The sequence below is a fragment of the Roseateles sp. 22389 genome (genome assembly GCF_052044995.1).
Classification (GTDB): domain Bacteria; phylum Pseudomonadota; class Gammaproteobacteria; order Burkholderiales; family Burkholderiaceae_C; genus Roseateles.
Genome location: NZ_JBQEOF010000021.1, coordinates 1 through 12,433, shown reverse-complemented (window position 1 = coordinate 12,433; position 12,433 = coordinate 1). Strand labels below are relative to the sequence as shown.

Below are 12,433 nucleotides of genomic sequence, written 5' to 3'. Positions count from 1 at the left end.
CTTGCGGGAGGGCGGGGGGTGAGGGCCAGCGGCCGTGCCCGGTCAGCCCAGCTTGAAGCTCGCCACCGCGTCGACCAACTGCGCCGACTGGTCCTTCAGCGACTCCGCCGCCGCGGCCGATTCCTCGACCAGCGCCGCGTTCTGCTGCGTCATCTGGTCGAGCTGTCGCACGGCCTGGCCGATCTCGCCCAACGTCAGCGACTGGGCCGCGCTGGAGGCCGAGATCTCGCCGATGATGCGCGTCACGCGCTCGACGCTGCTGACGATCTCGCGCATCGTCGAGCCGGTCTCGCCGACCAGGCGGGAGCCGCCGTCGACGCGTTCGACCGAGGCCGAGATCAACGACTTGATCTCCTTGGCCGCCTCCGCGCTGCGACGGGCCAGCGAGCGCACCTCGCCGGCCACCACCGCGAAACCGCGCCCCTGCTCGCCCGCGCGCGCGGCCTCGACCGCGGCGTTCAGCGCCAGGATGTTGGTCTGGAACGCGATGCCGTCGATGACGCCGATGATGTCGGCGATCTTGTTGGACGACTGCTGGATCTCGTTCATCGTCGCCACGACCTGCTCCACCATCGCGCCGCCGCGGCCGGCGACCTGGGAGGCGGTCTGCGCGAGCGCATCGGCCTCGCGGGCGGACTCGGCATTGAGCTTCACGCCCTCGCCGAGCTGCGCCATCGCGGCGCCGGTTTCCTCCAGGCTGCTGGCGGCCTGCTCGGTCCGGTTGGACAGGTCGGCGTTGCCGGTGGCGATCTCGGACGACGCGTGGCGGACCTGGTCCGCGGCGGAGCGCACGCCGGCGATCGTGTCGGCCAGCCGGCGCTGCATCTCCTGCAGCGAGCGGCGCAGCGCGGCGACCTCGTCGGTGCCGTCGACCTCGCCGCCCCGGCGGCTCAGGTCGCCGTCGGCGATGGCGCGGCTCAGCGCCTGGGCCTGGGCCAGCGGCTCGGTCACCGAGCGCGTGATCACCAGCGCGATGCCCACGCCCAGCGCGATCGCCACCACCATCAGCGTGACGACCAGTTGGCGGGTGCTCGTCGCTTCGGCCTGCGCCTCCTTGCGGGCGTCCTGCAGCAGGTCGCGGGTGTGCTCGGCGAACTTGTCGATCGCCGCGAGGTAGTCGTTCATCGCCGGGATCAACTGCGTCGCGGCCACCGGCTTGACGTCCTCGCCGCCTTCCTTGGCCTTGACCGTGGCATCGCGCGCGTCCTGGTACTTCTTGCGCGCCGCGCCGATCTCGTCGATCAGCTTGCTGCCCACCGGGTCGGTGATGGTCTCGTCGAGCTCCTTCTGGATCTTGTCGATGCGCGCCGACAGCTCCTTGGAACGCGCGGTGAAGGCCTTGACGAAGGTCTCGTCATCAACGACCAGCTGCACGATGCGGCGCTGGATGTTGCCCTCGGTCAGGCCGGACCACTGGCGCGACAGCTCCAGCGCATGCATGTCGACCTCGACCAGGCGCTCGATGCGCTGGTGCAGCATCGACACGCGGATCACCCCCACCGCCGAGGCCACCGCCATCAGCACGATCACCAGCGCGAAGCCGGCCAGCACGCGGCTGCGCAGCCGCCATCGATTCAAGTTCAGCATTCGGAGGTCCTTCTTCTGCGCGCCCCGACCGGCCCCGTGGGCGCGGTGATGGCGTCGTGGTGTTTCCGTGAGACGGACGCGATGCTGCCTTGTCAGGGTTGCCCCTGATCGATGGATATGCGGGGTGTCGTGTGAACAAAAGCGCGGAACCGGCGGCCGCGCGGGGGGGTGTCGGGTTTTCGCGTCGGCGCGCCCCGGCGATGCGTGCGAGGGGCGTCACCCGCGGGCGCTGGGCGGCGGCGGGACCTCGAACAGGTTGATCGCCTGCGGCTGGTCCAGCACCAGGTCCGAGCGCGCGCAGGCGACGCAGGGCAGGATCCAGCCCTCGTCCTTCTCCTCGCGGGACAGGCCGGGCCATTCGATGCGGTAATCGATGCGCCCCGCCACCAGCCGGGCGATGCAGGCGCGGCAGGTGCCGTTGCGGCAGGAATGCGGCAGGCGCAGGCCGTGGTCCAGCGCGGCGAGCAGCAGGGTCTGGTCCTCGGGCGCGTCGAAGCGCCAGCCCTGGGGCTGGAGCTCGACGGCGTGAACGGCCGGCGCGGTCTCGGGGCGGTCGCCGGAGTCCCCGGCGGCATCAGGGGCGTGACTCATGGGCGCCATGATGCCCTGCGCTAAGCTGCGCCGATGCCCGACACCTCGCTCCCCACGCCGGCCGTGCAGGCCGCCCAGGCCTTCTTCGACCAGCTCAACCACGACTACGTCGCGGTGCACAAGCGCAAGGAAGACCTGTTCTGGGCCACCTACATGGCCACCAGCGACGACCACGAAGGCTTCGGCCGCGCGGAGACCGACTACAAGGCCTTCATCGCCGACCCCGACCGCCTGGCCGCCACGCGCGCGCACCTGGCGGCGATCAAGGCGGCGGTCGAGGCGACGACGCCCGCCACCGACGCGGTGAAGGCGCTGGCGCACGGCCTGCGGGGCTGGCTGGGCGTGTTCGAGGCCAACATCATCGACAACGACGAGGGCCGTCGCCTGATGGCCGAGCTGATCGAGGCCGAGCGCCTGCTCTTCGCCAGGCGCAAGGACTTCGCGCCCACCCATGTCAACGACCGCGGCGAGACCGAGGCCGCGACGCTGACCATGCTGTCGACCAACGCGTCGACCAATCCCGACGAGTCGCGCCGGCGCAGCTCCTACGACGGGCTGGCGGCGGTGGAGCGCTGGGTGCTGGACAACGGCTTCCTGGAGATCGTCGCGCTGCGCAACCGGCTGGCCCGCGCGCTGGGCTTCAGCGACTACTTCGAGATGAAGCTGCGCAAGAACGAGCGCATGACCAAGGCGGAGCTGTTCGGCATCCTGGACGACTTCGTCGCGCGGACCGAGGCCGCGCAGCGGCGCGCGCTCGACGCGCTGGTGGCGCGCCATGGCCCCTCGGCGCTGGAGCCCTGGAACCTGCGCTTCCACAGCGCCGGCGACGTGACCCGGCGCCTGGACCCCTACCTGCCGTTCGGCCCGGCGCTGCGCCGCTGGGTGCAGAGCTTCCGCCGGCTGGGCATCCAGTACCGCGGCGCGACCCTGCGGCTGGACCTGCTGCAGCGGCCGGGCAAGTACCAGAACGGCTTCTGCCATGGCCCGCTGCCGACCTGGTTCGACGAGCAGGGCCGCTGGCACGCCGGCGAGATCAACTTCACCGCCGAGGCCAAGCCCGACCAGATCGGCAGCGGCGCGCGCGGGCTGGTGACGCTGTTCCATGAAGGCGGCCATGCGGCGCACTTCGCCAACGTGACGCAGAACGCGCCGTGTTTCTCGCAGGAGTTCGCGCCGACCTCGATGGCCTATGCCGAGACGCAGTCGATGTTCTGCGACAGCCTGCTGGGCGACGCGGACTGGCTCAAGCGCTACGCGCGCACCGTCGACGGCGCGACCATCCCAGACGAGCTGATCCGCGAGCGCATCGCCGCGACGCAGCCGATGCGCGCCTTCGACGAGCGCGCCATCGCGGTGGTGGCCTACTTCGAGGCGGCGCTGTACGCGATGCCCGATGCCGAGCGCACGCCCGCGGCGGTGCTGGCGCTGGCGCGCGCGATGGAGCGTCGCATCCAGGGCGTGGACCGGGCGCCGCGGCCGATCCTGGCGATCCCGCACCTGCTCAACCAGGAGTCCGCCGCGTCCTACCAGGGCTACCTGCTCGCGCACATGGCCGTCTACCAGACGCGCGCCATCTTCCTGCGCCGAGATGGCTACCTGACCGACAACCCCGCGATCGGCCCCGCGCTGGCCGAGGCCTACTGGGCGCCGGGCAACAGCCTCAGCCATGACCAGACGCTGCGGCGGCTGACGGGCGAGGGCTTCTCGGCGCGTTACCTGGCCCAGGCCTGCGACGAGACGGTGGAGCAGGCGTGGGCGACGGCGCTCGACCAGCTGGAAGCGGCCGAGCGCCGAGGCGCGCGCACCGACGACGGCCCGCCGCTGCAAGCGCGGGTGATGGTGGTCCACGGCGCGGAGCTGCTGGCCGACAACGGCGATGGCGGCGACGCGGCGGAGCGCGCGATGTTCGAGCGCTTCGAGCAGTGGATCGGCGCGCACTACGGCGCGCCGGCCGCGGCGCTGCAGTGACGGCGCGGTGAAGTACCTGCAGGGTTATTCGCCGGCGCTGGTGGCGCAGGCGCGGCAGTTGCTGGACGCGGGCGAGCTCGGCCCGCTGCTGGCGCGCAAGTATCCGGAGCCGCATGAGGTCCGCAGCGACAAGGCGCTGTTCGACTACACGCAGGCGCTGAAGCAGCGCTTCATGCGCAACGCCGGGCCGCTGGCGCTGGTGGCCTACGACGCCCGGCTCAAGGTCATCCAGCATGCGCTGGGCACGCACACGCGCCAGGCGATGGTGCAGGGCAACCGGCTCAAGACCCGCCGCGAGATCCGCGTGGCGACGCTGTTCCGCGAGGCGCCGGCGGAGTTCCTGCGGATGATCGTCGTGCACGAGCTGGCGCATCTGAAGGAGCTCGAGCATGACAAGGCCTTCTACGCGCTGTGTCACCACATGGAGCCGGGCTACGCGCAGCTGGAATTCGACGTGCGGCTGTGGCTGAGCGTGCGCGACCACGACGAGGCGCTGGCCAAGCGCGGGAAGACCGGCACCGGCGGCGACGCGGACGGCCCGTGACGTCCGCCCCGGTGGGCGCTCCCGCGCGGCCGCGCCGAGGCCCTGGAACAGGCGCTTCCGCTATGCTCTCGGCCTTTCCAGACCCCGGTCCGCGGCGCCACGAGCACGGCGGATCCCCTCGCTTCCCATGATTCTGCTGGCGCCCATGGAGGGCCTGCTGGACCACATGCTGCGCGACACGCTGACCCGTGTCGGCGGCGTGGACCGCTGCGTCTCCGAGTTCATCCGCGTCACCGATCAGCTGCTGCCGCGCCGCGTGTTCACGCGCATCGTGCCCGAGCTGCTGGACGGCGGACGCACGCGCGCCGGCGTGCCGGTGCGGGCGCAGTTGCTGGGCTCCGATCCCCAGTGCCTGGCGGAGAACGCCGCGCGGCTGGCCGAACTGGATCCGGAAGGCATCGACCTGAACTTCGGCTGCCCCGCCAAGACGGTGAACCGTCATCGCGGCGGCGCGGTGCTGCTGGACGAGCCCGAACTCGTCGGCGAGATCGTCGCCGCGGTGCGTCGCGCGGTGCCGGCGCATCTGCCGGTGTCGGCCAAGATGCGGCTCGGCAACGAGGATCGCGAGCGCATGCTCGACTGCGCCCGCGCCATCGAGGCGGCCGGCGCGTCGGAACTGGTCGTCCACGGCCGCACCAAGCGCGACGGCTACAAGCCGCCCGCCTACTGGGACCAGATCGCCGTCGTGCGCGAGGCCATCGCGATCGACGTCGTCGCCAACGGCGAGGTGTGGACCGTCGAGGACGCGCTGCGCTGCCTGCGCGAATCGGGGTGCCACTCGCTGATGCTCGGTCGCGGCATGGTGGCCGATCCGGGTCTGGCGCTGGCGCTGCGCGCCGCGCTCGGGACCAGCGCGTCCGGCACGTCCGGTGTGGAGGGCGCCGCGACGCTCGGCGCGCTGCCGTGGGCCGAGATGCTGCCGCTGATGGCGGGCTTCTTCGCGCAGGTGCGCCGCAAGGTCGCGACGCGCCACCAGGCCGGCCGGCTCAAGCAGTGGCTGCACTACCTGCGCCGCCGCTATCCCGAGGCCGAGGCCACCTACCAGCGCGTGCGCACGATCAACGCGCCGGATCTGCTGGCGCTGACGCTCTTCGGCGACGCGCTCGATCCCCAGGCACCGCCCGAGGGCGGCGACGAGGACGACCTGGTCGACGCCTTCACCGCCTGCGAGGCCGACGACGCGCTCGACCGCTCCACCGATTCCGATCAACGACAAGACAGCGACACGCTGATCGCCGCATGACCGCTTCCCTGCTGACCACGCGCCTGCTGGCGCTCGCCGCCGCATTGGCGCCGGTGTTCGCCGATGCCGCCTCCACCGCGCCCGCCGCGACGGCGAAGGACAAGGGCGTCACGCCGCTCACGCTCGAACGCGTCTTCGGCGATCCCCCGCTGCAGGGCCGGCAGGTGCGCCAGGCCGAGATCTCGCCCGATGGCGCCTGGGTCAGCTACCTGCGTCCATCGGAGACCGACAGCGACCAGCTCGAGCTGTGGGCGCAACCGACGGCCGGCGGCGCGCCGCGCAAGCTGGTGTCGGCGGCGGAGGTGCTCGGCGGCCGCAGCCAGCAGCTGACCGAGGCGGAACGCATGGCGCTGGAGCGCAAGCGCATCTCGCAGGGCGGCATCACCGGTTACCAGTGGTGCGGGCCGTCGGGCAAGGCGCTGCTGTTCCCGCTGTCGGGCGACCTGTACCTGGTGCGCCTCACCGACCAGGGGCCGAAGGCCCAGCGCCTGACGGCCGACGAGCAGGTGCCGGAGCAGGATCCCACCTGCTCGCCCGACGGCAGCCGCATCGCCTACGTGAAGGGCGGCGAGCTGTGGGTGCAGCCGCTGGATGGCGGCGACGCACGCGCGCTGACCCAGGGCGCGACCGAGACCCGCTTCTGGGGCTTGGCCGAGTTCATCGCGGCGGAGGAGTTGAGCCGCCAGCGCGGCTACTGGTGGTCGCCGGACGGGAAACAGCTGCTGGCGCTGAACGTCGACGAGAGCGCGGTGCCGGTGAAGACGCGGGCGCAGATCTTCGCCGACCGGACGACGATGACCCAGCAGCGCTACCCCGGCGCCGGCGAGCACAACGCCCGCGTGACCGCATGGACGCTGCAGGTGGCGGACGGCCGCATGACGCCGCTGCCGCTGCCGATGGATGCGGAATACGTGGCGCGGGCCGGCTGGTTCGGCGACGGCACGCCGTGGCTGCAGACGCTCACGCGCGACCAGCGCAAGCTGGCGCTGACCGAATACGCCAACAGTGCCGGCCCCGGCCGCACGGTGATCGACGAGCGCGATCCGGCCTGGGTCGAGGTCCACGACGACCTGCTGGAGATCGACGGCCTGACGCTGTCCGGCCAGCCGGCGCTGCTGTGGTCGAGCGAGGCTTCCGGTCGCCGGCAGCTGGTGCTGGTGGACCGCCGCACCGGCGAGCGCCGCCCGCTGACGAACGAGCCCGAGCCTGTCGCCCATCGCGTGTGCAGCGACGGCAAGACGGTGGTCTACGCGGCGGCCCGCGACCGGGGCCGCTCGCGCGAGCTGTTCGCGATCGACCTGGATGGCACGCGGCGTGAGCTGGACGGCGCCCAGCCGCGCCAGTGGCGCGATGCGCGCGGCGACGGCGCCTGCGGCCAACTGCTGGTCACGCGCGGCGCCTGGGGCGAGCCGCCGGCGCTGTCGCTGCAGGCGGTGCGGCCCGGCGCGCAGCCGGTGGCGCTGCCGGGCGACGCGCCGGATCCGCTGCTGGCGCGCATCGTGCCGGCGCCCCAGGTGGTGGACATCACCGCCGCCGATGGACGCACGCCGCTGAATGCGCTGTACTTCGCGCCGCTGGACGGCCGGGCCGGTCCGCATCCGGTGATCGCGATGGCCTACGGCGGCCCCGGCACCTCGACGACCAACTGGAACTGGAACCGCGACACGGCGCTGATCGCCTATTGGCAGCGTCGCGGCTACGGCGTGTTCACGCTGGACACGCGCGGCATGCAGAACCGCGACCGCGAGTTCACGCGCGCGCACCGACACGCGTTCGGGGAGGTGGATGTCGGCGACCTGTTCGCGGCGGTGCGCCAGCTGCCGAAGCAGGTGGCGGGCGTGGACGCGAAGCGGATCGGCTTCTTCGGCTGGTCCTACGGCGGCTTCCTGGCCGAGCGCGCGATGCTGGACGCCGACACGCCGCTGGCGGCGGCGGTGGCGGTCGCGCCGCCGACCGACTGGACGCTCTATGACACCGCCTACACCGAGCGCTACCTGGGCATGCCGCAGGACGGCAAGGGCGGCCAGACGGCGCCGTACCGGCAGGCCAACCTGGTGGACCGCGCGAAGCTGCTGACCAGGCCGCTGCTGATCGTGCACGGCACGGCGGACGACAACGTGCTGTTCGAGCACACGCTGCGCCTGACCGAGGCGTTGCAGAACGAGGCGCGGCCCTTCGAGCTGATGATCTATCCGGGCAAGGCGCACGGCATTGCCGGCCGCAGCGCGAAGCTGCACCTGTACCGGACGATCGACGCCTTCTTCGCGCGCACGCTGGCGCGCTGAGCGCCAGGCGCGGGACGAGGCAACGGACAAGGACTTGGGAGCAGGCGATGGCGCTGGTTTATTCAACGGAGAGCGGGCGGATCTGCCCGCAATGCCGGCAGGCGCAGGCGGATTGCCGCTGCAAGACGCAGGCGGCCTCGGCCGTGCTGGGCGACGGCAAGGTGCGGGTGCGACGCGAGACGGCAGGCCGCAAGGGCAAGGGCGTGACGGTGGTGCTGGGCCTGCCGATGACGGCGGCGGAGCTGACCGAGACGGCGAAGAAGCTCAAGGCGGCGTGCGGCAGCGGCGGCACCGTCAAGGACGGCACGATCGAGATCCAAGGGGATCACCTGGAGAAGGTGATGGCCTGGCTGACGCAGGCGGGGTTCGCGCCGAAGAAGGCGGGCGGTTAGGCCTTTCCTCATACCGACATCTAACTGCCGTGCGCGCCAGGCGACCGGAGAAAGACGTTTCGAAGTCACACCCCTTTTTGGTGGGGTGGGCAACACATCACCACCTACCTTAACCTTTTAGTCATACAAGTTTGAGCCGCCATAGACGGCAGCTGAAGGGTGGGAGTGATGTCGGGAGGGACGGGCGCGCAAGACGCCTTGATGGGAGGGCGCGGGCCCGAGGAACCGCGCGAAGAAGTGGTCCCAGACCAGCAGCCCACCGAAGCGCGAGACGGTGCTTTGGCGGCGCTGGCGATCGTGGCCCGCCTGCACCACGTCGCCGCCGACGTGCCGTCGCTGCGTCACAGCCTGGGGTTGGGCGCAACGGACACCCCCTCGATGCGGGACCTGCTGCTCGCCGCCAAGCGGCTGGGGCTCAAGGCCAAGCCATCGCGCACCACGATCGACCGCCTGACGCTGGCCGCGCTGCCGGCGCTGGCGACATTGCGGGACGGCCGGACCGTGGTGCTGGCGCAATGCGACGGCAAGCGGGTGCTGTTCATGGACCCCAGCGGCGACGAAGCGTCGGCGCGTCCCACGATCGAACCCATCGAGACCTTCGCCGCCGAGTGGACCGGCGAACTGATCCTGATCACCAGTCGCGCGAGCCTCGCCGGCGAACTCGCCAAGTTCGACTTCTCCTGGTTCATCCCCAGCATCGTCAAGCATCGCCGGCTCTTGGGCGAGGTGCTGACGATCTCGCTGTTCCTGCAGCTGTTCGCGCTGGTCAGCCCGCTGTTCTTCCAGGTGGTGATGGACAAGGTGCTGGTGCACCGGGGCCTGACCACGCTGGACGTGCTGGTCATCGGGCTGGTGGTGATCATGCTGTTCGAGAGCGCGCTCAACATCCTGCGCTCCTACGTCTTCAGCCACACCACGAGCCGCATCGACGTGGAGCTGGGCTCGCGGCTGTTCCGCCACCTGCTGAGCCTGCCGCTGGCCTACTTCCAGGCGCGGCGTGTCGGCGACTCGGTGGCGCGGGTGCGCGAGCTCGAGAACATCCGACAGTTCCTAACCGGCAACGCGCTCACGCTGGTGCTGGACGTGCTGTTCTCGGTGATCTTCATCGCGGTGATGTTCAGCTACAGCGCGACGCTGACGCTGATCGTGCTGGTCTCGCTGCCGCTGTACCTGATCCTGAGCCTGTCGATCGTGCCGGTGCTGCGAGGCCGGCTCAACGAGAAGTTCGCTCGCGGCGCCGAGAACCAGAGCCTGCTGGTGGAGACGGTCACCGGCATCCAGACCGTCAAGGCCAGCGCGCTGGAGCCGCAGATGGCGCGCAAGTGGGATGAGCAGCTCGCCGCCTACGTGTCGGCGTCGTTCCGCACCCAGACGCTGGCCCAGTACGGCAACGAGGGCATCAACCTCATCGGCAAGCTGGTCAACGCGGCCACGCTGTGGTGGGGCGCGCAGCTCGTCATCGAAGGCCACTTGAGCGTGGGCCAGTTCATCGCGTTCAACATGTTCGCCGGCCGCGTCGCGCAGCCGATCATGCGCATCGCGCAGATGTGGACGGACTTCCAGCAGACCGGCATCTCGATGGCGCGCTTGGGCGACGTGCTGAACACCCGCACCGAGTTGCGGCCGCAAAGCGCCGGCGCGATGCCGCGCGTGCGCGGCGACGTGACGCTGGAGAACGTCACCTTCCGCTACCGCCCCGACGCGCAGCCGGTGCTGCACGGCGTGGACCTGGCGGTGAGCGCGGGCGAGGTGATCGGCATCGTGGGCCGCAGCGGCTCGGGCAAGAGCACGCTGACCAAGCTGCTGCAGCGGCTGTACGTGCCGGAGTCGGGCCGGGTGCTGGTCGACGGCCAGGACATCGCCATGGCCGACGCGACGCAGCTGCGCCGCCAGGTCGGCGTCGTGTTGCAGGAGAACATGCTGTTCAACCGATCGGTGCGGGAGAACATTGCCATCGCTGATCCGGCAGCGCCGATCGAGGCGGTGATCCACGCGGCCAAGCTGGCCGGGGCGCACGACTTCATCGCCGAGCTGCCCGAGGGCTACGACACGGTGGTCGGGGAGCAGGGCACGGGGCTGTCGGGTGGGCAGCGCCAGCGCATCGCGATCGCACGGGCGCTGTTCGGGCAGCCGCGCATCCTGATCTTCGACGAGGCCACCAGTGCGCTGGACTACGAGAGCGAGGCCATCATCCAGAAGAACATGCGCGCGATCTGCCAGGGGCGGACGGTGTTCATCATTGCTCACCGCCTGAGCGCGGTGCGGCATGCCCACCGGATCATCGCGATGGAGAAGGGCCGCATCGCGGAGATGGGCAGCCATGAGGAACTGATCGCCAAGCCTCAGGGGCTTTATGCGCATCTGTGGCGCATGCAGGGCGAAGGAGGCTCGGAATGAGCGCGGCACCGATCGATGCGACGACGGCGCCCGAGGCGCCGCGTCATCCGGCGCGCGAGCTGCTCGCGCGATATGCGGCGGTGTTCAAGGCCGCATGGGAGCGGCGCGAGGAGCTCGCCGGACCCCGGCGCATGGCCGATGAGCGCGCCTTCCTGCCGGCAGCGCTGGAGCTGCAGGAGACACCGCCGCATCCGGCGCCCAGGAGAGCGGCGATCGCGATCTGCGCCCTGTTCCTGATCGCGCTGACCTGGGCGATGCTCGGGCAGATCGACATCGTCGCGGTGGCGCAGGGGCGGATCATCGTCAGCGACCGCAGCAAGACCATTCAGCCGCTGGAGACCAGCGTGGTGCGGGAGGTCTTCGTCAAGGATGGGGACAAGGTGAAGGCGGGGCAGTTGCTGATCGCGCTGGACTCGACGATGACGGAGGCGGACAGCCACCGCGTCGAGAAGGAGCGCGTGGCGGCGTTGTCGGAAGTGCTGCGGGCGCGGGCGCTGCTGCAGTCGCTGACGGGCGGCGGGATGCCGCTGCTGACCACCGAGGCAGTGAAGACGATGCCGCGCGAGGACGCGGACAGCGCGCGCTTCCAGCTGCAGAGCGAGTGGGCGGACATCTCGGCCAAGCTGGCGAAGCTGCAGGCGGAGCTGGAGCGGCGCGAGGCGGAGATCGCCACGGCGAAGCAGCTTGTCGAGAAACTGCAGAGCACGGTGCCGATGGCGCAGCAGCGCGAGCGCGACTACAAGGCGCTGAGCGATCAGGGCTTCGTGGCGGGGCACGCCGGGCAGGACCGCACGCGCGAGCGGGTGGAGCAGGAGAAGGACCTGGCGATGGCGCTGGCGCGCCAGCGTGAGGCGCAGGCGGCGCTGGCGGAGTCGCGCGGCTCGGCGGCGTCGTACCGGGCGGAGACGCTGAGAACGCTGAGGGATCGAGAGGCGCAAGCAGATCTGAAGCTCAAGCAGCTGGCCGAGGAAGGTGCCAAGGCCAACAAGCGCAATCAGCTGACGAAGCTAACGGCCCCCGTTGACGGTACGGTGCAGCAGCTGGCGGTGCACACGGCAGGTGGCGTTGTGACCGAGGCGCAGGTGCTGCTGGTGCTGGTGCCTGATGAGGCTGAGGTGACTGCGGAGGTCGTGCTCGAGAACAAGGACATCGGCTTCGTGCGCGCGGGCCAGGAGGCGGAGATCAAGCTCGAGACCTTCCCGTATACGCGCTACGGCACGGTGCCGGCCACGGTGAAAAGCGTGACCGCGGATGCGGTGAACGACGAGAAGCGCGGGGCGATCTTCCCAGTGACGCTGGTGCTGGGGAAAGGGGCCATCGATGTCGATGGCAAGCCGGTGCGGCTGACGCCGGGAATGAACGTGACGGCGGAGGTGAAGACCGGACGACGGCGCGTCATCGAGTACCTGTTCAACCCGGTGCAGGA

The 12,433-nt window shown here is 70.8% G+C and carries 9 protein-coding genes; 7 read left to right on the top strand and 2 right to left on the bottom strand.

Annotation, left to right across the window (positions count from 1 at the left end):
* Window positions 1-42 precede the first annotated feature (42 nt).
* Both ACTJKJ_RS22625 and ACTJKJ_RS22620 read right to left on the bottom strand, forming a co-directional pair.
* On the bottom strand, window positions 43-1,587 hold the full coding sequence (locus tag ACTJKJ_RS22625; RefSeq protein WP_440822218.1) for a methyl-accepting chemotaxis protein: 1,545 nt from the start codon (window positions 1,585-1,587) through the stop codon (window positions 43-45).
* Between the two features lie 216 nt (window positions 1,588-1,803).
* Window positions 1,804-2,178, bottom strand: coding sequence for a 2Fe-2S iron-sulfur cluster-binding protein (locus ACTJKJ_RS22620; RefSeq protein WP_440822216.1), 375 nt, complete (start codon window positions 2,176-2,178; stop codon window positions 1,804-1,806).
* Window positions 2,179-2,211: 33 nt separating this feature from the next.
* On the opposite strand from ACTJKJ_RS22620, the gene ACTJKJ_RS22615 reads away from it, so the two are divergent.
* The 7 genes from ACTJKJ_RS22615 to ACTJKJ_RS22585 form a co-directional block, all read left to right on the top strand.
* Window positions 2,212-4,146 carry a M3 family metallopeptidase gene (locus ACTJKJ_RS22615; protein WP_440822214.1) on the top strand — a complete coding sequence of 645 codons (1,935 nt, stop codon included), beginning with the start codon at window positions 2,212-2,214 and terminating at the stop codon, window positions 4,144-4,146.
* A 7-nt stretch (window positions 4,147-4,153) separates the two neighbouring features.
* Entirely contained in the window at window positions 4,154-4,690 is a 537-nt protein-coding gene (locus tag ACTJKJ_RS22610) for a M48 metallopeptidase family protein (protein WP_440822212.1), read from the top strand.
* A 127-nt stretch (window positions 4,691-4,817) separates the two neighbouring features.
* On the top strand, window positions 4,818-5,933 hold the full coding sequence (locus ACTJKJ_RS22605; RefSeq protein WP_440822210.1) for a tRNA dihydrouridine synthase: 1,116 nt from the start codon (window positions 4,818-4,820) through the stop codon (window positions 5,931-5,933).
* Window positions 5,930-8,218, top strand: coding sequence for an alpha/beta fold hydrolase (locus ACTJKJ_RS22600; protein WP_440822208.1), 2,289 nt, complete (start codon window positions 5,930-5,932; stop codon window positions 8,216-8,218). Before ACTJKJ_RS22605 ends, ACTJKJ_RS22600 begins: the two co-directional genes overlap by 4 nt.
* A gap of 47 nt (window positions 8,219-8,265) precedes the next feature.
* Complete coding sequence (locus ACTJKJ_RS22595) at window positions 8,266-8,610, top strand: translation initiation factor Sui1 (RefSeq protein WP_440822206.1); 345 nt, start codon at window positions 8,266-8,268, stop codon at window positions 8,608-8,610.
* Between the two features lie 201 nt (window positions 8,611-8,811).
* The gene (locus ACTJKJ_RS22590) at window positions 8,812-11,007 is read left to right on the top strand and encodes a type I secretion system permease/ATPase (protein ID WP_440822204.1); all 2,196 of its coding nucleotides are present in this window, start codon (window positions 8,812-8,814) and stop codon (window positions 11,005-11,007) included.
* The coding region (locus ACTJKJ_RS22585; RefSeq protein WP_440821772.1) for an HlyD family type I secretion periplasmic adaptor subunit at window positions 11,004-12,433 on the top strand (1,430 nt) is incomplete at its 3' end. The genes ACTJKJ_RS22590 and ACTJKJ_RS22585, both read left to right, overlap by 4 nt.